Origin of the sequence: Streptomyces sp. NPDC058239 (genome assembly GCF_042882185.1) — a bacterium.
Classification (GTDB): Bacteria; Actinomycetota; Actinomycetes; order Streptomycetales; family Streptomycetaceae; genus Streptomyces.
In genome coordinates, this window is the sequence record NZ_JBHVWS010000079.1 from 1 (window position 1) to 21,483 (window position 21,483).

Sequence of the window (21,483 nt, forward strand, 5' to 3'; positions counted from 1 at the left end):
GGCGTTTTTTTTTTTTTTATACACCCCCCCCCCCCGGCCGGGGGGGGTGGTGTATTTTTTCACACCCACCCCCCCCCCGCGACCCGGTCCTCACCCTTGCCGGTCGAGCCTCCAGCGGTCTCAGGCCTGCGCCGCCCACCACTTCTTGAGCTTCTCGACCGCCACGTCATGCTCCATCGGCCCGTGCTCCAGCCGCAGTTCCAGCAGGAACGCGTAGGCCTTTCCGATGACCGGCCCAGGACCGACACCCAGGGTCTTCATGATCTCGTTGCCGTCGAGGTCGGGCCGGATGGCATCCAGCTCCTCCTGCTCCTGCAGCTGCGCAATGCGCTCCTCAAGCCCGTCATAGGTCCGCGAGAGGGCAGCAGCCTTGCGTTTGTTCCGCGTGGTGCAGTCCGAGCGGGTCAGCTTGTGCAGCCGCCCCAGCAGGGGCCCTGCATCACGCACATACCGGCGCACCGCGGAGTCGGTCCACTCGCCGTCGCCGTAGCCATGGAAGCGCAGATGAAGCTCCACGAGCTTCGAGACGTCCTTGACCATGTCGTTGGAGTACTTGAGCGTGGCCATCCGCTTCTTGACCATCTTGGCGCCGACCACCTCGTGGTGATGGAACGAGACGCGCCCATCCTTCTCGAAGCGCCGCGTCCTCGGCTTGCCGATGTCATGGAGGAGAGCGGCAAGGCGCAGAACCAGATCAGGGCCACCCTCCTCCAGGCCGATCGCCTGCTCCAGGACGGTCAGCGAGTGCTCGTAGACATCTTTGTGACGGTGATGCTCGTCACTTTCCAGACGCAGAGCGGGGAGCTCCGGCAGCACCTGCTGCGCCAGCCCCGTGTCGACGAGCAGCGCCAGACCCTTGCGAGGGTTGACGGAGAGCAGCAGCTTGTTGAGCTCCTCCCTGACCCGCTCGGCGGAGACGATCTCGATGCGCCCGGCCATTTCCGTCATCGCCATGACCACATCGGGGGCGACATCGAAGTCCAGCTGCGCGGCGAAGCGAGCAGCACGCAGCATGCGCAGCGGATCGTCGGAGAACGACTCCTCGGGGGTGCCGGGAGTGCGCAGTACACGCTCGGCCAGGTCCTCAAGACCGCCGTGAGGATCGATGAAGTCCTTCTGCGGAAGCGCTACCGCCATCGCGTTGACCGTGAAGTCACGACGGACGAGGTCTTCCTCGATGGAATCGCCGTAGGACACCTCGGGCTTGCGTGAGGTCCTGTCGTACGCCTCCGACCTGTATGTGGTGACCTCGATCTGGTAGCCGTCCTTCTGGGCACCCACGGTGCCGAAGGCGATTCCGACCTCCCATACCGAGTCGGCCCACGGCCGGACGATCTTCAGTACGGCCTCGGGGCGGGCGTCGGTCGTGAAGTCCAGGTCGTTCCCGAGCCTGCCGAGAAGCGCATCCCGGACCGAGCCGCCGACCAGGGCGAGGCTGAATCCGGCATCCTGGAAACGGCGGGCAAGGTCGTCGGCGACCGGGGACACCCGCAGCAGTTCACTGACTGCGCGGTGCTGCACCTGGGTCAGGGCACGGGAGCTGTCTTCATTGGCGTTCGACACAACAGAAAAGGGTACGTGCCCGGACCGGCCCGGTCGTCCTGGTTTCGTCCCGCCCTGCGAGACTCTTCCGATCATGTAGCGGACTCCCCAGCACTTGGAACCCACGCACATCGTTACCATGCGGGGACGCAGCAACCGACAACCATCGACACCAGCTGACAACGACGAGGGACGGGTAGGCGCGTGGCCGAGGCGGCAGACATCCAGGGGATCGGTCCCTCTCCTGCCCGCCGGTGGCTGCGGCGCACAGCCTCCTTGATCATCGGGGCGCCGCTCGTCGCAGCTCTGCTGGCCGGACCGGCCGCACCCGCCGCACAGGCCGGCGGGACCGCCAAGGCTCCGACCGGCTCCGAAACAGTCAATGTGTCCCTGAACACCGTCGCGCCGAGCGCGCCGGTGGAGGGGGACACCCTGACCGTCTCCGGCACCGTGACCAACAGGGGCAAGGACACGATCACGCAGGCGAAGGTCGACCTGCGAGTGGGCCCGAGGCTCTTCAACAGGACGTCGATCGACACCGCTGCCAAGCGCACCCGGTACGTCCCCGGCAGCGACCCCGCCCCGCTCGGCGGCAAGTACACCGTGAAGTTCGCGAAGCTCCCTTCCGGAATGAGCCAGGACTTCACGCTGTCCGTCCCGGTCGACAAACTGGGGCTCGGCGACGACGGCGTCTACCAGCTCGGCGTCTCGCTGTCGGGGCAGACCTCCCGGGCCCGGTACGACCAGGTTCTGGGAATCCAGCGCACCTTCCTGCCCTGGCAGGAAGAAGAGCGTGACTCCAAGACGAAGGTCACCTATCTCTGGCCGCTCATCGCATCGCCCCATGTCACTGCCGAGACCGGCTCCGACGATCAGCAGACGCCTGTGTTCGCGGATGACGACCTGGCAGCCGAACTCGCTCCGGGCGGACGCCTCGAACAGCTGGTCTCGCTGGGCAGCCAGCTGCCCGTGACATGGGTCATCGACCCGGATCTGCTGGCCAGCGTCGATGCGATGGCGAGGAACTACCGCGTCAAGTCCGGCGACACCACCGTCGCCGGGAAGAACCAGGCCGTCGCCAAGCAGTGGCTCACCTCGCTGGAGGCTGCGGTCTCGGACGGCAAGGTCATCGCGCTGCCGTTCGCCGACCCCGATCTGGCGTCCATCGCACACCGCGGCAAGAACGTGTCGGGCACCCTCAGCCACCTGCAGACCGCCACGGAGGTGGCCGGGACAACGGTGCAGACCATCCTGCATGTGAAGCCGTCGACCGACTTCGCATGGCCTGTCGACGGGGCGATCGACCCGTCGATCGTCGATGTCGCCACCTCAGCGGGCGCCCACAAGGTGATCGCGCGCAGCGACAGCCTCCAGGAGACCGGCGGTCTGCCGTACACGCCGACCGCGGCCCGGCCGATCGGCGGCGGCACGACTGCGGTGGTCTCCGACGCCCGGCTCTCCACGGCCTTCCAGGGCGATATGTCGAAGGCAGGGAACTCCACCCTCGCCGTGCAGAAGTTCCTCGCTCTGACCCTCGCTCTGACCGAGCAGGACACAGACACGGAACGAAGCGTCGTCGTCGCACCGCAGCGGATGCCGACTGTCGCCCAGGCCCAGTCGATGGCCATCGCACTGCACGCCCTCGACGACGAACGCTGGACAGAGCCCCTCGGGCTCGTGGACGCGGCCGAGGAGAAGCCCGACGCAGACGCGACAACCAGCGTCCCCAGGTCATCCCAGTACCCGAAGAAGCTCCGCAGCCAGGAGCTGCCCACCCAGGCGTTCCAGGACATCAAGTCCACCCAGGTGTCGCTCAACAACTTCCAGGTCATCCTCACCCAGCCCGAGCGGGTGGTGACTCCCTTCGGCAATGCGGTCAACCGGTCCATGTCGACGTCGTGGCGTGGCAGGCCACTGGAGGCCCAGCAGTACCGGGACTCGGTACGCACCTATCTGCAGGGCCTCATCAACGAGGTTCAGCTCATCTCGAAGTCGGACGTCACCCTGTCCGGCCGCAGCGCCACAATCCCGGTGACCGTGCAGAACAGACTGTTGCAGGGCGTGGACCATCTGGTCCTCCGGCTCAAGTCGGAGAACGCGACCCGGCTCAAGCTGAACGACGGCGGGGCCGTGGCGGAGCAGCCGATCCGGATCGCCGGCGGCCACAGCCAGTCCGTGAAGTTCGACGCCGCGGCCAACGTCAATGGCCAGGTACAGATGACCGCACAGCTCTACACCGAGGACGGCACACCGTACGGCGGAGAGATGACCTTCACCGTGAAGGTCTCCGAGCTCACCCCGACCGTGCTGCTGGTGATCGCCGGTGGGCTGCTGCTTCTGGTCCTCGCAGGCATCAGGATGTACACCCATCGCAAGCGCGCCAACGCGGGCGGCGCGGCCGGGGACAACGGCGGTGAACCCGAGCAGCCGAGTGACCCGACCCCGGACACCGGTCCGGAAAACGGGGAGCCGTCAGGCTCGGGTGAGAAAGTGGAACGTTGAGCGATGTCTGTCGTGGCCTGTCGGCCGGGGACGATGAGGTGGGGTTTCGATGAACGCGCCGTACGACGGTGACCGCGGTCAGGGTGCGGGCGGAGCCGGGTCTTCCGGCGGGCCCCCGATGCCGCCCGGACCGGGCCAGGTTCCGCCGACGCCCGATCCGTACCTGCAGACCGCGTACGACCACGACCCCTACCGGTCCCAGGATCTGTCCGTCCAGGACCCGGTGACGGAAGCGCTGTACGACCGCGCCGCGCACCCGCCGCCGCCCCCTGGCACCTACCAGCAGCCCCAGCCGCTCTACCAGCAGCCGCCCGCGGCGCAGTACGCACCCGATCCGCGTATCTGGGCGCAGACCCCGCCACCCGAGCCCGACGGACCGTCGCGACACCTGCCGTACGGAGATGACCCGGCGACCACCCAGTTCGTCGGGGTGGACGATCTCGTCAGCCAGGCCTCCCAGGACCACGAGCAGCCGGATGCCTTCGCCCACCTGTTCCGGGACCAGGAGGGCCCGGCAGGATCCCCCCCTGTTCCGGCCGAGCCCGAGCCGGCCCCGGCGCCCGCACCGCCCAAGTCCGGCGGCCGGGCCTCCGGCCTGCTGAAGTCCAGCGCGGTGATGGCGGCCGGCACGCTCGTGTCCCGGCTCACCGGATTCGTCCGCAGCCTCGTGATCACCGCCGCGCTCGGTGCGGCACTGCTCGGCGACAGTTTCACCATCGCGTACACACTGCCGACGATGATCTACATCCTCACCGTCGGTGGCGGGCTGAACTCGGTCTTCGTTCCTCAGCTCGTACGATCCATGAAGGACGACGAGGACGGCGGCGAGGCCTACGCCAACCGGCTGCTGACTCTCGTGATGGTCGCGCTCGGTGTGATCGTCGCAATCGCGGTATTCGCCGCTCCGTGGCTGATCCACATGATGTCGCCGACGATCGCCAGGGACGCGGCCGCCAACAGCGTCGCCGTGACATTCGCCCGGTACTGCCTGCCGACCATCTTCTTCATGGGCGTGCATGTCGTGATGGGCCAGATCCTCAACGCCCGCGGCAGGTTCGGCGCGATGATGTGGACCCCGGTCCTCAACAACATCGTCATGATCTTCACGTTCGGCATGTTCATCTGGGTCTACGGCACCTCGGCCGAATCCCAGATGGGGGTTCAGACGATCCCGCCGGAGGGCGTCCGGCTCCTGGGCATCGGCACGCTGCTCGGTCTGGTCGTCCAGGCCCTGGCCATGGTCCCGTATCTGCGTGAGGCCGGCTTCCGTTTCCGCCCGCGCTTCGACTGGAAGGGGCACGGGCTCGGCAAGACGGTCAAGCTGGCCAAGTGGACCGTCCTGTTCGTCCTGGCCAATCAGGCGGGCGTGATCGTCGTCACTCAGCTCGCGACCTCGGCGGGCAAACTGTCCGGCAAGGACGGCACCGGCTTCCTCGCGTACTCCAACGCCCAGCTCATCTGGGGAATGCCGCAGGCAATCATCACCGTGTCGGTCATGGCGGCCCTGCTGCCCCGCATCTCTCGTGCCGCCCACGACAACGACCCGGGCGCCGTCCGCGACGACATCTCTCAGGGACTGCGGAACTCGGCCGTCGCGATCGTGCCGGTGGCCTTCACGTTCCTTGCCCTCGGCCTGCCGATGTGCACCCTCCTGTACGCCTCCGCAGGCACCGAAGCCGCCCGCTCCATGGGCTTCATCCTCATGGCATTCGGTCTCGGCCTGATCCCGTACTCCGTGCAGTACGTGGTGCTGCGCGGCTTCTACGCCTACGAGGACACCCGGACGCCCTTCTACAACACGGTCATCGTCGCCGCGGTCAACGCGGCCGCCTCGGCCCTCTGCTACATGGTTCTGCCGGCCCAGTGGGCCGTAGTCGGCATGGCTGCCTCGTACGGACTCGCCTACGCCGTCGGCGTGGGCATCGCCTGGCGACGGCTGCGCAACCGGCTGGGCGGCGATCTGGACGGCGCCCACGTCGTACGCACCTACGCCCGTCTGTGCCTCGCTGCCATCCCGGCAGCGGTGCTCGGCGGCGGCGTCGGCTTCGCTGTTCTTCTGGGCCTCGGCGAAGGCGCCTTCGGGTCGCTCGTCGCGCTGATCTGTGGGGGGGCTGTTCTGCTGGGCGTCTTCTTCGTCGCCGCCAAGCGGATGCGGATCGAAGAGATCAACGGCATGGTCGGCATGGTCCGCGGGCGGCTCGGGCGCTGAGGATCACCGGCCGCACAACCATCACCGCCCTTTGCGTGTCGTGCATAGCGCCGGAGTGTGGGCACAATTGACGTGACTGTGCAGAGCTGGCTGGCATCGCGCAACGGATGGGGAGGCAGGAACGACGGTGGCGGAACGTAGCACGGCTGCCGTCGACGTGGCCGACAACAGCGGTGATGAATCGCTGGCCGCCAAGGCGGACGAGGCCACGACCGACGGGACGGCAGAAGCTCAGGACACAACGGGCACAAAGCCGCAGGACACGGATGGTGAGCGCATCAGCACCGAGGCCACCCTGCCGACCCCTGATCTGCACAGCGGGCACAAACTCGCCAGACGCTACCGGCTCGAAGAGTGCGTCACCCGTCTGGACGGATTCAGCAGCTGGCGCGCTGTCGACGAGAAACTGCGCCGCGCGGTGGGCGTGCATCTGCTCCCCGCCGACCACCCCCGAGCCCGCTCCGTGCTGGCCGCAGCCCGCTCCTCCGCACTGCTCGGCGACCCGCGCTTCGTGCAGGTACTCGACGCGGTGGAGGAGGACGACCTCGTCTATGTCGTCCATGAATGGCTCCCCGACGCCACCGAGCTCACTTCTCTGCTGGCCGCGGGGCCGATGGACGCGCACGACGCGTACCAGCTCGTCAGCCAGATCTCCCAGGCCATGGCAGCCGCGCATCGAGAAGGTCTCGCGCATCTGAGGCTGACCCCGGGCGCGGTGCTGCGGAGCTCGACCGGGCAGTACCGGATCCGCGGCCTCGCGGTGAACGCCGCCCTGCGGGGCATCACCAGCGACGGCCCGCAACGCGCGGACACCGAAGCTGTCGGCGCCCTGCTCTACGCCGCACTGACCCAGCGCTGGCCGTACGAGACCGATGCCTACGGCCTGTCCGGTCTCCCCAAGGGAGTGGGGCTGATCGCCCCCGACCAGGTTCGGGCCGGTGTTCACCGCGGCCTTTCCGAGCTCGCCATGCGCGCACTCGCCAATGACGGCGCCACTGCCTCCCGGCAGGAGCAGCCGTGCACCACCCCGGACGAGCTGGCCAAGGCCGTTGCCGCGATGCCCCGCATCCGCCCTCCGGAGCCCACTTTCACGGCGCCCCCGGAGTACCAGCGCACGACCTACCAGCAGGGCACCTACGGACGCCCGCCCGCAAGCCCCGGCGCCACGCAGCCCGTGATCGCCGTGCCTCCGGCCCCGCTCCAGAGCCGCACCGGCAAGGCACTCAAGTGGGCAGTGTCCGCACTGCTCATTGCCGCCCTGGGCCTCGGCAGCTGGCAGCTCGCGGAGACACTCCTCGACCGCAGAAACGGCTCCGGGACCGAGGACACCACACAGACCACCCCGGAGAACGGCGACAACAAACCGCGCCCCGCGGCCAAACCGCTGCGGATCGCCGATGCGACAGAGTTCATGCCCAGTGGCACCGGAATAAGCGAGAGGGACGTACCCAAGGCGATCGACGGAAATGCCGACTCAGCCTGGGTCACCAAGCGGTACCTGGGCTACGCCAATTTCGGCAACATCCCCAACCGCAGGGACGGCAGCGGCATAGTCGTCGACCTGGGCAGCGTTCAGAACGTCACCGGTATCAAGATCGCGATGTACCGCAGCGGGCAGAAGGCCGAGGTGCTCGCAGCTGATGAGAACGCCTCCGCACCGTCCTCACTCGCGGACTTCCCCAAGCGGCTCACGAAGCTCGCTACAGCAGGAAGCAACCTGAACGCGGAGTTCACCGAGTCCGTACGAACCCGCTACATCCTGGTCCATGTCACCGAACTGCCGTCGGATGGATCAGCCGACGGCTACCGAGGCGGGATCTCGGAGATCTCTGTACTTGGCTGACAGGTCAGGCCGGTGGGAGCCACCATCCCGCCGGCCTGACCGGACCGGAACACCCGCCTGTGCATCCGTCTGCCCTCTGCCCCTGCTCACTCGAATCGTGATAGACAGACGCACCTTGACGCACAGATAAGGGAGGGAGGGGGAGGTGGCCGCCGAGCCGTCAGAACCACTCAGCGACTCAGACCTCCTCGCTCGCCATGTGGCCGGTGAACCCGACGCCTTCGGCGAGCTCGTACGGCGCCACCGCGATCGGCTGTGGGCTGTGGCACTCCGGACCCTGGGTGACCGCGAGGAGGCTGCCGACGCCGTCCAGGACGCCCTGGTCTCCGCCTTCCGGGCCGCCCACACCTTCCGCGGCCAGTCCGCCGTCACCACCTGGCTGCACCGCATCACCGTCAATGCCTGCCTCGACCGTGTCCGCAAGGCGGCCACCCGAAAGACCTCACCTGTCGATGACACCGAACGGTTCGAGCAACTGCTTGAGCCGCACGAGTCGGCAGAGGCACCGGCAGAGCGCCAGGATCTGCACCGCGAGCTCCTGGCCGCACTCGCCACTCTTCCCGCCGAGCAGCGTGCCGCACTTGTCCTCGTGGATATGCAGGGCTACCCCGTGGCCGAGGCGGCACGCATCCTCGATGTACCGACAGGCACCGTGAAGAGCCGCTGTGCACGGGGCAGAGCCCGGCTCGCCCCTCTGCTCACTCACCTCCGCAGTGAGGGCGCAGAAGCCGATGAACTCACCGCGGGAAGGAACCGGACGCCGCGCGCATCCGTCCCACCCGCGTCGGGGCCGAAGGATGCAGGAACAAGCAATCCTGCTGCAGTGAAGGGCGGAGGTGGGCGCACATGACATCAACGTCCGACACGGCCGAGCACCCGGATGTCTCGGAGATCTCTGATCTCACGGAAGGACTGCTCCCGCCATCACATGCGGCGGACGTACGCGGCCATGTGAATGGCTGCGAACTCTGCGGTGATGTCCATACCTCCCTCATGGAGATCCGCGAGCTCCTCGGCACTGTGCCTGCGCCGCAGCACATGCCCGACGATGTCGCAGGCCGCATCGACACCGCGCTCGCCGCCGAAGCTCTCAACACCACGGCACCCAATGACGCGGCGCATGTTTCACGTGAAACAAAGCTCTCCGTGGCACAGAAGCCGGACGCAGAACCCGGTCTCCCAGATCGCCCTGCAGGGCATCCCAGGGCAACCACGGGCCCCGGCCGCCGACCGGCCCGGCGACGCCGCCGCGCAGCCGTACTCGGAGCCGCTCTCGGCGCAGCCGTGGTCGGTGTGAGCGTCTTCATCATGCAGGGCGTCCAGCCGTCCCAGGAGGAATCCGCCCTCAAGGCGGCGGACCGCGGCTCCAGCTCAGCAGCAAGAGGCGCAGCAACCTTCTCGGAGTCCACCCTCGAAGGCCGGGTGCAAACGCTCCTTCTGAGTGCCGACACGAAGCCATCGGGTTCAGACGGTGTCGGCTCTGAGAAGGCGCCGTCCGTCGAGGCACAATCAACGCCCACGAGCGACTCTCCCGCGACCGAGTCATCTCGAGCACCCTTGCGCGCGCCCGTCATCTCAGTCCCGAGCTGCGTGGAGCAGGGCATCGGGCGGAAGACTGCGGCCCTCGCCGTGGAAGAAGGCACCTACGAAGGCTCGGATGCCTTCCTCGTCGTCCTGCCCCACCCCTCCGACGCGACCCGTGTCCAGGCGTATGTCGTCGATGCGGCCTGCGTCCGGGAAAAGCACGCTGCCAAGGGGAAGCTACTGCTGACTCACGCCTACGCGCGCCCCTGAGAATCGCACCGGACGCCGCCCCGGCACGTCGGGAATGCATCCCCCGTAGGATCCGTTGGGTGGGGTGAGAGTCGTTGAACCGACCCCAGTAGGCGTGGACAGTAGGCAGTCTGCAGAGACGAGGAAGAAACCCGTGAGCGACGTCCGTAATGTGATCATCATCGGCTCCGGCCCTGCGGGCTACACGGCCGCCCTTTACACCGCACGCGCCTCACTGAAGCCGCTGGTGTTCGAGGGCGCCGTCACCGCGGGCGGCGCGCTGATGAACACCACCGACGTGGAAAACTTCCCGGGCTTCCAGGACGGGATCATGGGCCCGGAGCTCATGGACAACATGCGCGCCCAAGCCGAACGCTTCGGCGCCGAGCTCGTCCCCGACGATGTCGTCTCCGTTGACCTCACCGGAGACATCAAGACGGTCACCGACACGGCCGGCACGGTGCACCGTGCCAAAGCCGTCATCGTGACGACCGGCTCCCAGCACCGCAAGCTCGGCCTGCCCAACGAGGACGCCCTCTCCGGGCGCGGCGTCTCCTGGTGCGCCACCTGTGACGGCTTCTTCTTCAAGGACCAGGACATCGCCGTGGTCGGCGGCGGCGACACCGCGATGGAGGAGGCGACCTTCCTCTCCCGCTTCGCGAAGTCGGTCACCATCGTCCACCGCCGCGACTCGCTGCGCGCCTCCAAGGCCATGCAGGACCGCGCGTTCGCCGACCCGAAGATCAAGTTCGCTTGGGACAGCGAGGTTGCCGGAGTGCACGGGGAGCAGAAGCTGTCCGGCCTGACCCTTCGGAACACCAAGACCGGCGAGACGTCCGAGCTCGCGGTGACCGGCCTGTTCATCGCGGTGGGCCACGACCCGCGCACCGAGCTCTTCAAGGGCCAGCTCGACCTCGACGAGGAGGGCTACCTCAAGGTCGAAGCTCCCTCGACGCGCACCAATCTCACCGGTGTCTTCGGCGCCGGTGATGTCGTCGACCACACCTACCGGCAGGCCATCACCGCTGCCGGCACGGGTTGCTCGGCCGCTCTCGATGCCGAGCGCTTCCTCGCCGCGCTCGCCGACGACGAGAAGGCCGCTGCGGCCACCGTCTGATCCACGCCTCACCCCACACCCCAAAGTAGTTAAGGAGGTCGCCGTGGCCGGCGCCCTGAAGAACGTGACCGACGACTCCTTCGACGAGGTCGTCCTGAAGAGCGACAAGCCTGTGCTGGTGGACTTCTGGGCCGCGTGGTGCGGTCCGTGCCGTCAGATCGCGCCGTCTTTGGAGGCCATCGCTGCTGAGCACGGCGACCAGATCGAGATCGTCAAGCTCAATATCGACGAGAACCCGGACACGGCCGCCAAGTACGGCGTCATGTCCATCCCGACGCTGAACGTCTACCAGGGCGGCGAGGTCGCCAAGACCATCGTCGGCGCCAAGCCGAAGGCCGCGATCCTCCGTGACCTCGAAGGCTTCATCGGCGAGTAGGACCATGGTCCGCTGTTTCACGTGAAACGGGTCCATCCCCTCGGGGGGGTGGACCCGTTTCACGTTGTCATGGGCTCTCGGATCAAAGAGGCCGCAGCGCCGGCTCCTTCTGGACGGCACCCAGCAACCGGTCCAGCGCCAGCTCGACGTCCTCCTTCCAGGAAAGCGTCGTACGCAGTTCCAGTCTCAGCCGCGGATGAACGGGATGTGGCCGTACAGTCTTGAAGCCGACCGCGAGGAGATGATCCGCGGGAAGCACACAGGCAGGCTCCTTCCACCGCGCGTCGCCGAAAGCCTCGATCGCCCTGAATCCCCGACGCAGCAAATCCTTGGCGACGGTCTGCACCATGACTCGGCCCAGGCCCTGTCCCTGGTATGCCGGCACGATCCAGGCAGTCATCAACTGCACGGCATCGGGGGAGACGGGGCTCGTCGGAAAAGCAGTCGAGCGCGGCACGTAGGCAGGCGGTGCATAGAGAACGAAGCCCGCCGGCACATCGTCGACATAGACAACGCGGCCACACGATCCCCACTCCAGCAGAACGGCCGAGATCCATGCCTCTTTCTCCAGCTCAGGCGTTCCCGCCTTCACCGCAGCTTCCCCACTGACCGGATCAAGCTCCCAGAAGACACACGAGCGGCAACGCCTGGGGAGATCGGAAAGGTTGTCCAGTGTGAGCGGTACGAGCCGACGCCCCATGAAGGCTGTTCCTCGCTTCCTTCGCCCGCCGCATCGCGTGCGGCAGTCAGTGCACTCCGTTCCAGGAGCAGGCTGCCGACGAACCCTCCGACAGCCCCCAGGCCCAGCCCCACTGTCACCAGTCGGCTGCGGCTCACTGATCGCATGGCCCTCCCTCCGCCGAGGTGGCTCAAGCCGGATGTGCCATACCAGAACGCATCGTATCCACCCAGAGATGAAGCCGACACCGAGAGAAAGCAAAGGGCGGGCTGTATTCCGGTATCCGCCGGAACGCAGCCCGCCCCCAGTCCATCGGGCAGAGGTCAGCCCTCGTCGTCCTCGGCAGGATCCTCAGAGGAACCTCGATCCAGCACGCGCCCCTCGCCCGGTGCCAGGCTTCCGAGAATGCGGTCCAGATCCTCCATCGATGCGAACTCGACGACGATCTTTCCCTTCTTCTGGCCGAGGTCGACCTTCACCCTGGTCTCGAAGCGGTCCGAGAGCCGGGAAGCAAGATCGGACAGCGCAGGCGACACCCGGCCACCGGCCCGCGGCCCCTTGGCCTTGGCAGTGCTCGTGGGGCTGGAGCCCATGAGGGTCACGATCTCTTCGACTGCACGGACCGACAGCCCCTCGGCCACAATGCGATGTGCCAGCCTGTCCTGCTCCTCGGAGTCGTCCACGGACAGCAGCGCCCGTGCATGACCAGCCGACAGCACCCCGGCCGCGACCCTCCGTTGCACCGGGGGCGACAGCCTCAGCAATCGCAGCGTGTTGGACACCTGCGGGCGAGAACGCCCGATCCGGTCAGCCAGCTGGTCATGCGTGCACTTGAAGTCCTTGAGCAGCTGGTCGTACGCGGCTGCCTCCTCCAACGGGTTCAGCTGAGCCCGGTGAAGGTTCTCCAGGAGCGCGTCCAGGAGAAGCTTCTCGTCGTCCGTTGCCCGGACGATGGCCGGGATCCGCTCAAGACCCGCCTCACGGCAGGCCCTCCAGCGCCTCTCACCCATGATGAGCTCATAGCGCTCCGGACCCATCTTCCGCACCACGACGGGCTGGAGAAGACCCACCTCCTTGATGGAGGTCACCAACTCGGCAAGCGCGTCCTCGTCGAATACCTCACGGGGCTGACGCGGATTCGGGGTGATGGAGCCGATAGGAACCTCGGCAAAGTACGCTCCTGCGGCTCCCGCAGATTCTGCAGCTGCCTCAGGCTCCGAAACCGGCGCACCCGGCTCCGGCACAACCGAAGCCGGCGCAAGAGTGGCCACCTTCGCAGCGGCCACTCCTCGCTCTGCCGTCATGACAGGGCCCGCCCCAGGAGAGGCCGAGCCCACCCCCGTGGACGGCACCTGCTTCTCCTGCGGAGCGGCGGGGATCAGGGCACCTAGCCCACGCCCCAACCCTCTTCGACGCTCACTCACTGGATCCCCTCCGAAATGCTCTGCTGACTGTTCCCACTGCCCGTGTGGGCATGCTGGGCCTCGTACTGCACCCCGACACCCCGCAGGGCGATCTCACGCGCCGCTTCGAGGTACGACAGCGACCCACTCGAACCTGGGTCGTAGGTCAGTACGGTCTGCCCATAGCTCGGTGCCTCAGAAATCCGCACCGACCGCGGAATGCTCGTCCGCAGCACCTCCTTACCGAAGTGGCTGCGCACCTCCTCCGCGACCTGCGAAGCGAGCCTGGTCCTGCCGTCATACATGGTGAGCAGAATCGTCGACACATGAAGATTGGGGTTGAGATGCCCCCGCACCAGATCCACATTGCGCAGCAGCTGCCCCAGTCCTTCCAGTGCGTAGTACTCGCACTGGATAGGAATCAGCACCTCGGCACCGGCAACCATGGCATTGACCGTCAGCAGACCGAGCGAAGGCGGGCAGTCGATGAGGATGTAGTCCAACGGCTGCTCATATGCCTGGATCGCCCGCTGCAGTCGACTCTCCCGCGCCACCAGCGACACCAGCTCGATCTCCGCACCGGCGAGATCGATAGTGGCGGGGGCGCAGAAGAGGCCTTCGACGTCCGGAACAGGCTGGACCACCTCGGAGAGCGGCCTGCTCTCCACCAGGACGTCATAGATGGAGGGGACTTCGGCATGGTGATCGATACCCAGAGCCGTAGAGGCGTTCCCCTGCGGGTCAAGGTCGACCACCAGAACACGTGCGCCGTGAAGCGCGAGCGAGGCGGCAAGATTGACCGTCGTGGTCGTCTTGCCCACCCCACCCTTCTGGTTGGCCACCACCATGACGCGCGTCCGGTCAGGACGGGGCAGGCCCTCGCCGGCGCGGCCAAGGGCCTCGACCGCCAGCTGGGCCGCGCGACCGATGGGTGTGTCGTCCATCGGCGGCGGTGTTTCACGTGAAACATCCTCCCCCACCGATTCGGTTCGGGGACCGGGGACCGGGTCGGTCATCGGTCCCGCGATGTTGGCGTCGGACCGCAAGGATTCACTCTCCTCGACTTCAGGCTCGCAATGAATAGAGCCTGCCATGCTTTCGGGGTCGTGAACCAGCGAGGCCCGCTCTTCTGTGGATGAATCCACTTCTGTGGACAACTCCGTAGTCCTAACGGGCCTGCGGTGCCGCGGCGCGGCAGCCGCGCGACCGCGGCCGATGATCCCATGCAGCAGAGAGCGACGTTTCACGTGAAACACGATGCCCCTGCAGCTTAGCTACAGGGGCACGACACTCCGCGTGGGGTATGTATGGCCGCTTGTCGGGAGCATCGCCGGCAAGCGATACAAACTGTATGTAACGGTCGATTTCGCAGCGTGACCTGACGCGTCAGCGCCGACGCCTCGTGCGGCTCGTCCTCGCGGCCTTGGCCCTCTTTGCGGCGAACCTCACACCGCCCGGACTCTCCCCGACCACCACACGCACCACCGTGGACATCGGATCGACAACGCCCTCTCCGACGTGCAACACCTCGGTCTCCACCACACCGAGCTTGCTCAAGGCCGCACGGGCCCCGACGATCTCCTCTTCGGCCGTGTCCCCCTTGAGCGCCAGCATCTCTCCGTACGGACGCAGCAGCGGCACTCCCCAGCCGGCCAGCCGATCGAGCGGCGCCACAGCCCGAGCCGTCACAACGTGAACCGGTTGAAGCGTCCCAAGAACCTCCTCGGCCCGACCACGCACAACCGTCACATGGTTCAGGCCCAGCAGCTCGACGACTTCCTGGAGAAAATTCGTCCGTCGGAGCAAGGGCTCCAGCAAGGTGATCTTGAGATCCGGACGCACCAGCGCCAGCGGGATACCCGGAAGCCCCGCACCGGAGCCCACATCGCAGACCGTGACGCCCTCAGGCACAACCTCGGAGAGCACCGCACAGTTCAGCAGATGCCGCTCCCACAGCCGCGGCACCTCACGCGGACCGATCAGCCCCCGCTTCACCCCGGCATCCGCCAGCAGTTCCGCGTACCGGACAGCCTCTGGGAAGAACTCACCGAAAACTGCCCGCGCCCCTTCGGGCGCCTGGGGAAGCTCTACTTCCGCCGTCACGGGAACCGTCCTTCCATACCGCACTACCGCACTGTGGGTGGCTGACTATCAGGCTGACAAAGATCGGCCCCGCCTGCGAACAGACGGGGCCGACAGAACAAGGTTCCGGTCAGGCCGGGAGGACGACGACGAAGCGCTGCGGCTCCTCGCCCTCGGACTCGCTGCGCAGACCAGCGGCCGCGACCGCATCGTGCACAACCTTGCGCTCGAACGGCGTCATCGGGTCCAGCTTCACCGGCTCACCGGTGCTCTTGACCTCGTCCGCGGCCTTGGCACCCAGCTCGGCGAGCTCAGCCCGCTTCTTGGCCCGGAAGCCCGCGATGTCCAGCATCAGCCGACTCCGGTCACCGGTCTCCCGGTGCACAGCAAGCCGCGTCAGCTCCTGGAGCGCCTCCAGCACTTCACCGTCGCGGCCCACGAGCTTCTGCAGATCACGTGCCGAGTCGCTGATGATCGAGACCGCGGCCCGGTCCGCCTCGACGTCCATGTCGATGTCGCCGTCAAGATCGGCGATGTCGAGCAGACCCTCGAGGTAGTCCGCTGCGATCTCGCCCTCCTGCTCAAGGCGGGTCAAGGTGTCGCTGCCCTCAGCGGCCGTGGAGGTGGTGCCTTCCGTCACGGATGGACTCCTTCTTACTTCTTGGACGGGTGCTTGGGCCGCTGCGGGCCCTTGCGCTGTCCGGACTTGGCTTGGCGTGAGGAGCCGGACGCGGGCTTGCCCGCCGGCTTGGGCTTGTCGTCCTGCGATGCGTCCGGCTTCTGCAGCGAGGTCTTGGATCCCGACTCGGTTGAGTCGGTGTCCTTGGCCCCCGCCTGCTGGGCAGCACCGGTCTGACGCTGGGCCTTGGTCTGGCGCTTGGGCTGCTGACGCCGCTGCGCGGCTCCGCCCTCGGACTCGTCAAGAGCCGAATCGCTCTTGATCACCGTGCCGTCCTCCTGGGCGACGAAGCCCAGCTTGGCCAGTCCCGTGATGAACTTCCGCTCGATGTCATTGCGATCCGAGCCCTTGGACACGATCCGCTTGACCGTATTGCGCTTGGTCCTGCCGCGAACCTCACCATGAGCGGTGACGCTCTTCAGCAGACGTCCCAGGTAGTGGTCCTGCGCCTTGCTGCCCGGGGTCGGGTTCTGGTTGATCACGTACATCTGCTGACCCATGGTCCAGACGTTGGTGGTCAGCCAGTAGACGAGGACACCGACGGGGAAGTTGATGCCCATGACGGCGAAGATCAGCGGGAAGATGTACATCAGCATCTTCTGCTGCTGCATGTAGGGCGTCTTGACCGTCAGGTCGACGTTCTTCGTCATCAGCTGGCGCTGGGTGAAGAACTGCGACGCCGACATCATCACGATCATGACCGCGGTGACGACGCGGACGTCGGCCAGCGAGGCACCGAGCGCCTCGACCTTGTCCGCGCTGTCCATGAACTTGGCAGCGAGCGGTGCACCGAAGATGTGTGCCTGACGGGCGCTGTCGAGCAGCGGCTGGTCGATGACACCGATCGTCTTGCCCGAGGCGATGGCCGAGAGCACGTGATACAGGGCGAAGAAGAACGGCGACTGCGCCAGGATGGGAAGGCACGAGGAGAGCGGGTTGGTACCCGTCTCCTTGTACAGCTTCATCATCTCTTCGGACTGACGCTGCTTGTCGCTCTTGTAGCGCTCCTGGATCGCCTTCATCTTCGGCTGGAGCACCTGCATGTTCCGGGTCGACTTGATCTGCTTAACGAAAAGCGGGATCAGGCAGATCCGGATCAGCACCACCAGGGACACGATGGACAGGCCCCAGGCCCAGCCCGTGTCATCGCCGAAGATCGCTCCGTACAACTTGTGGAACTGGACGATGACCCATGAAACAGGCCAGGTGATAAAGCTGAACAGACTGGCAATCGTGTCCACTAATCAGGCTCCTTGAGCTTTGGGCGAAGTCTCTGCGGCCGGGCTCGGGAATTCGGAAACCGACCCCCCGAGAGGCACATCAGCGGCGGAGTCCCCGCCCTTGCTGCCGCGCATGGCATTACGCAGCAGTTCGTGCCAACGCGGACGTTTACGTGGTGGAACATGGTCCACGCCGCCGGGTGACCACGGATTGCACCGCAGGATGCGCCAAGCCGTCAGCGCAGTTCCCTTGATCGCTCCGTGCCGGTCGATCGCCGTATATCCATAGTGGGAACACGACGGGTAGTAACGGCAGACAGGCCCGAGAAGTGGGCTGATCGTCCACTGATACAGCTTGATAAGAGCCAGCAGCGGGTACTTCATCGCGCGCCCCCTCCCAGCAGCCGCTGAAGTGCGGCATCCAGGTCTCGGGCCAGCTGTTCATGGTCGGCGTCACCCGATCCGGGTAGCGCTCGTACGACAACCAGGCTACCGGGGGGCAGCAGGGCCAGTCGTTCGCGGACCAGATGGCGAAGCCTGCGCTTCACCGCTGTGCGTACGACCGCACCACCCACGGCTTTGCTGACAACGAAACCCGCACGCGGCGGGGGAGCACTCTCCCCAGTCACGTGCGGGTCCGTTGCACCGCTGCGTAGATGAACGACGAGAAGCGGGCGGCCGGCCCGGCGTCCTCGACGTACTGCGGTCGCGAAGTCCTCGCGCCGCCTCAGCCGATTCTCGGTAGGCAGCACGTCATAACCTGTACGCGATCAGGCGGACAGGTTGGCGCGACCCTTGCCACGGCGGGACGCGAGAATCGCGCGGCCGGCACGGGTGCGCATACGCAGCCGGAAGCCGTGGGTCTTCGCGCGACGACGGTTGTTCGGCTGGAAGGTGCGCTTGCTCACTCGGGGGCTCCAGAAATGATCGTGTGTTGGCGGGACATCGCCTGGCTGTCACCGTGCGCCCACGAGAGACTCGCGTAAACGCCCTAGTGCACCGCTTCACAATCACAGATCGTGATCTTTGCCCATCGGAGGCAGGCGGCAGCAGCCATCGACAACTCGACCTGGTCACGGTACGCGCGGCTACGCCATCCGGTCAAACCGGCTCCCCAGCACCCCCCACTGTGCACAGCCTGTGGACAACAACTTGAACCACGCGGGTCGGCCTGACTACCGTGGCTGAACTCCGGTTCTTTTTCTTCCTGCCTGCCGGTCCTCACCCATCCCGACCCATCCCGTCCCGAGAACCACACATTCGTGGGACCAGCGAGAGAGCGTGCCTTGTGGCTGATGTACCTGCCGATCTTGCCGCAGTGTGGCCACGAGTGCTGGAGCAACTCCTCGGGGAGGGCCAGCAGGGCATCGAGCCGAAGGACAAGCAGTGGATCGAGCGCTGCCAGCCGCTCGCACTGGTCGCCGATACTGCGCTGCTCGCCGTCCCCAATGAATGGGGCAAGCGAGTCCTGGAAGGCCGGCTCGCGCCACTCATCAGCGAGACGCTGAGCCGCGAGTGCGGCCGCCCGATCCGCATCGCGATCACCGTCGACGACTCCGCGGGCGAACCTCCGAGCCCGCCCGCGCCTCCGATGCACCAGTCCCAGCAGCCTCAGCAGCACCGCTACCAGGGACCGCAGCACGATGAGCGTCAGCACAACGACGCATACGACGGATACGGACACCGGCCCTCCGACGACGGCATGCCGACCGCCCGGCCCGCCTACCCCGACTACCAGCAGCAGCGCCCCGACCCCGGCGCGTGGCCGCGCACCCAGGAGGACCTCTCCTGGCAGCAGCCCCGGCTCGGCGGATTCCAGGACCGCGACACCTCGGCGGAACAGTGGCGCGAGCCGTACGCCGGCGGCCGCCCCCAGCAGCCGCAGCACGACTATCGGTCGCAGCCGCCCGAGCGCCAGAGTTACGAGCAACAGCGCTCCGAGCGCCACGACATGCAGGACCCCCAGCACCGCCAGGCCGGCGCCGGCACCGGACGGCCCGGCGGCGCCACCGGGCCGATGGGCGCACAGCCCGCTCCCACGCCCGGCCCCGGCGAGCCTGCGGCCCGGCTGAATCCGAAGTACCTCTTCGACACCTTCGTCATCGGTGCGTCCAACCGATTCGCGCACGCCGCAGCAGTCGCCGTCGCCGAAGCCCCCGCCAAGGCGTACAACCCACTCTTCATCTATGGGGAGTCCGGACTCGGCAAGACCCATCTGCTGCACGCCATCGGGCACTACGCCCGCAGTCTTTACCCGGGCACCAGGGTGCGGTACGTGAGCTCCGAGGAGTTCACCAACGAGTTCATCAACTCGATCCGCGACGGCAAGGGCGACACCTTCCGCAAGCGCTACCGCGATGTGGACATCCTGCTGGTCGACGACATCCAGTTCCTGGCGAGCAAGGAGTCGACGCAGGAGGAGTTCTTCCACACCTTCAATACGCTCCACAACGCCAACAAGCAGATCGTGCTTTCCTCGGACCGGCCGCCCAAGCAGCTGGTGACCCTGGAAGACCGGTTGCGGAACCGTTTCGAGTGGGGTCTGACCACCGATGTGCAGCCGCCGGAGCTGGAGACGCGGATCGCGATCCTCCGCAAGAAGGCGGTGCAGGAACAGCTCAACGCCCCGCCGGAGGTACTGGAGTTCATCGCCTCCCGCATCTCCCGGAACATCAGGGAGCTGGAGGGGGCGCTGATCCGGGTCACGGCCTTCGCCAGTCTCAACCGCCAGCCGGTGGACCTCGGGCTGACCGAGCATGTGCTGAAGGATCTGATCCCGGGTGGCGAGGACTCGGCTCCGGAGATCACGGCGACGGCCATCATGGCGGCGACCGCGGACTACTTCGGTCTGACGGTCGACGATCTCTGCGGCACCTCGCGCAGCCGCGTACTGGTGACGGCCCGCCAGATCGCCATGTACCTCTGCCGGGAGCTGACCGATCTCTCGCTGCCCAAGATCGGTGCTCAGTTCGGCGGCCGCGACCATACGACGGTGATGCACGCGGACCGGAAGATCCGTGCGCTGATGGCGGAGCGACGCTCCATCTACAACCAGGTCACCGAGCTCACCAACCGCATCAAGAACGGCTGACGGACCACCGGCACACGCTCTCTGTACGCGCTGAAAGGGCGCCTGGAAAACCCCTCGCAGGGTTTCCCAGGCGCCCTTCTGCGTTGCCCAAGGCTTGCCCGAAGCCCTCCCGGAGAGCGTCCCAGAGGGGTTGCAGCTGCCGCTCCGGGGCCTTCTTGAAGCCTTCCCGCCCCCCTCTAAAGCCTTCTCCGAGCCCTTCCGGAGCCTCGAAGGCCCCCTCCGAGCCCGGCCCCCGAGGCTCCGATGCAGTCGCGGTGTTCGAATACCTGGCGCCGACCGTCCGTTCTCCACAGATCTGGGGAGATTTTCCCTTCCACAGCCTGGGGATCCGGAAGTTGTCCATATTGCTTCCACAGGGGCGACTGCCGATACTCCATCAGGCCAGGTCAAGGGCCTGGGGATTTGTGGTCAACAATGATCCACAGCCTGTGGACAAAATATTCGTCCACAGGGAGCCGATGCTGTTGTCCACCGGCGGCCCACAGCCCGGGCAGTGTTGTCCCCAGCTTCCTTGAGCTTCTCCACACCCCTGTCCACTGTTCGGCAACGCAACACCGCCTTTCACTGCGCCGAGTGAAAGGCGTCACACCAAGAGGGTCGGTTGGGCTGTGGGGAACGTGGGTAAAGCTGGGGACAGCCCTGGGGAGAACCTCCCCTGTCCTGTGCATCGGGTGTGCAGAACTTTCGTGTGTCCACAGAAGCGCCGGGTTGTCCACCGGTGCCACCCACAGGGTCGGTGGACAAAAAACCGGGCCTGACCTGCGGAAACGACGTTATCCACGGTTTCCACAGGCCCTACTACTACTGCCACCTAGAGTTAGCCCGGAATCCGCTTCGAAGTGGGGCCTGTGCACAACTCGGCGCCGGAGCTCTTCGAACCTCTTGTCGCGACTTGACCCCGAGCAGCACCGAGTGTCGGTGCCGTACGTCAGACTGGTCCCCGGCGTCCTCCCGCCGTCACCGGTGG

Annotated in this window: 18 protein-coding genes; 8 read left to right on the top strand and 10 right to left on the bottom strand. The window is 66.5% G+C overall.

The genetic code is table 11. The features are described 5' to 3' along the window. Window positions 1–120 precede the first annotated feature (120 nt). Window positions 121–1,563: a CCA tRNA nucleotidyltransferase gene (locus ACFVYE_RS43145; protein ID WP_383968844.1), complete on the bottom strand. Its 1,443-nt coding sequence runs from the start codon at window positions 1,561–1,563 to the stop codon at window positions 121–123. A 183-nt stretch (window positions 1,564–1,746) separates the two neighbouring features. Between ACFVYE_RS43145 and ACFVYE_RS43150 the strand changes: the two genes are divergently transcribed. The 7 genes from ACFVYE_RS43150 to trxA all read left to right on the top strand — a co-directional run bounded on the left by ACFVYE_RS43150 (window position 1,747) and on the right by trxA (window position 11,362). Continuing rightward, complete coding sequence (locus ACFVYE_RS43150; RefSeq protein WP_383968841.1) at window positions 1,747–4,044, top strand: DUF6049 family protein; 2,298 nt, start codon at window positions 1,747–1,749, stop codon at window positions 4,042–4,044. Window positions 4,045–4,093: 49 nt separating this feature from the next. Further along, complete coding sequence (gene murJ / locus ACFVYE_RS43155) at window positions 4,094–6,253, top strand: murein biosynthesis integral membrane protein MurJ (protein ID WP_383968839.1); 2,160 nt, start codon at window positions 4,094–4,096, stop codon at window positions 6,251–6,253. 127 nt (window positions 6,254–6,380) lie between these two features. Further along, window positions 6,381–8,096 carry a serine/threonine protein kinase gene (locus tag ACFVYE_RS43160; RefSeq protein WP_383968836.1) on the top strand — a complete coding sequence of 572 codons (1,716 nt, stop codon included), beginning with the start codon at window positions 6,381–6,383 and terminating at the stop codon, window positions 8,094–8,096. Window positions 8,097–8,241: 145 nt separating this feature from the next. Then, window positions 8,242–8,946, top strand: a complete 705-nt coding sequence (sigM, locus tag ACFVYE_RS43165) for an RNA polymerase sigma factor SigM (protein WP_383968833.1) — start codon at window positions 8,242–8,244, stop codon at window positions 8,944–8,946. Continuing rightward, on the top strand, window positions 8,943–9,890 hold the full coding sequence (locus ACFVYE_RS43170) for a hypothetical protein (protein ID WP_383968830.1): 948 nt from the start codon (window positions 8,943–8,945) through the stop codon (window positions 9,888–9,890). The genes sigM and ACFVYE_RS43170 overlap by 4 nt, the downstream gene beginning before the upstream one ends. Before the next feature lie 133 nt (window positions 9,891–10,023). Beyond that, window positions 10,024–10,986 (top strand): thioredoxin-disulfide reductase, encoded by a 963-nt coding sequence (gene trxB / locus ACFVYE_RS43175; protein ID WP_093895054.1) that lies wholly within the window; start codon window positions 10,024–10,026, stop codon window positions 10,984–10,986. A 43-nt stretch (window positions 10,987–11,029) separates the two neighbouring features. Continuing rightward, entirely contained in the window at window positions 11,030–11,362 is a 333-nt protein-coding gene (gene trxA / locus ACFVYE_RS43180) for a thioredoxin (RefSeq protein ID WP_093895053.1), read from the top strand. Window positions 11,363–11,444: 82 nt separating this feature from the next. Here the strand turns inward: trxA and ACFVYE_RS43185 are convergent, their stop codons facing one another. The 9 genes from ACFVYE_RS43185 to rpmH form a co-directional block, all read right to left on the bottom strand. After that, entirely contained in the window at window positions 11,445–12,062 is a 618-nt protein-coding gene (locus tag ACFVYE_RS43185; protein ID WP_383968826.1) for a GNAT family N-acetyltransferase, read from the bottom strand. 302 nt (window positions 12,063–12,364) lie between these two features. Beyond that, a complete protein-coding gene (locus ACFVYE_RS43190; RefSeq protein ID WP_383968824.1) occupies window positions 12,365–13,465 on the bottom strand; it encodes a ParB/RepB/Spo0J family partition protein in 1,101 nt (366 codons plus the stop codon). Further along, the gene (locus ACFVYE_RS43195; protein ID WP_389608938.1) at window positions 13,462–14,538 is read right to left on the bottom strand and encodes a ParA family protein; all 1,077 of its coding nucleotides are present in this window, start codon (window positions 14,536–14,538) and stop codon (window positions 13,462–13,464) included. The genes ACFVYE_RS43190 and ACFVYE_RS43195 overlap by 4 nt, the downstream gene beginning before the upstream one ends. 292 nt (window positions 14,539–14,830) lie before the next feature. Further along, window positions 14,831–15,547, bottom strand: coding sequence for a 16S rRNA (guanine(527)-N(7))-methyltransferase RsmG (rsmG, locus tag ACFVYE_RS43200; RefSeq protein WP_327274146.1), 717 nt, complete (start codon window positions 15,545–15,547; stop codon window positions 14,831–14,833). 109 nt (window positions 15,548–15,656) lie between these two features. After that, the gene (locus tag ACFVYE_RS43205; RefSeq protein ID WP_114245516.1) at window positions 15,657–16,166 is read right to left on the bottom strand and encodes a R3H domain-containing nucleic acid-binding protein; all 510 of its coding nucleotides are present in this window, start codon (window positions 16,164–16,166) and stop codon (window positions 15,657–15,659) included. A gap of 14 nt (window positions 16,167–16,180) precedes the next feature. Then, window positions 16,181–17,446: a membrane protein insertase YidC gene (gene yidC / locus ACFVYE_RS43210; RefSeq protein WP_383968821.1), complete on the bottom strand. Its 1,266-nt coding sequence runs from the start codon at window positions 17,444–17,446 to the stop codon at window positions 16,181–16,183. Window positions 17,447–17,449: 3 nt separating this feature from the next. Further along, entirely contained in the window at window positions 17,450–17,809 is a 360-nt protein-coding gene (gene yidD, locus ACFVYE_RS43215) for a membrane protein insertion efficiency factor YidD (RefSeq protein WP_383968818.1), read from the bottom strand. Beyond that, a complete protein-coding gene (rnpA, locus tag ACFVYE_RS43220; protein ID WP_078852784.1) occupies window positions 17,806–18,177 on the bottom strand; it encodes a ribonuclease P protein component in 372 nt (123 codons plus the stop codon). The genes yidD and rnpA overlap by 4 nt, the downstream gene beginning before the upstream one ends. A gap of 18 nt (window positions 18,178–18,195) precedes the next feature. Further along, window positions 18,196–18,333, bottom strand: a complete 138-nt coding sequence (rpmH, locus tag ACFVYE_RS43225) for a 50S ribosomal protein L34 (RefSeq protein ID WP_030930485.1) — start codon at window positions 18,331–18,333, stop codon at window positions 18,196–18,198. Between the two features lie 380 nt (window positions 18,334–18,713). Between rpmH and dnaA the strand changes: the two genes are divergently transcribed. Continuing rightward, window positions 18,714–20,516 (top strand): chromosomal replication initiator protein DnaA, encoded by a 1,803-nt coding sequence (dnaA, locus tag ACFVYE_RS43230; RefSeq protein WP_383968815.1) that lies wholly within the window; start codon window positions 18,714–18,716, stop codon window positions 20,514–20,516. The last annotated feature ends 967 nt before the right edge of the window (window positions 20,517–21,483 follow it).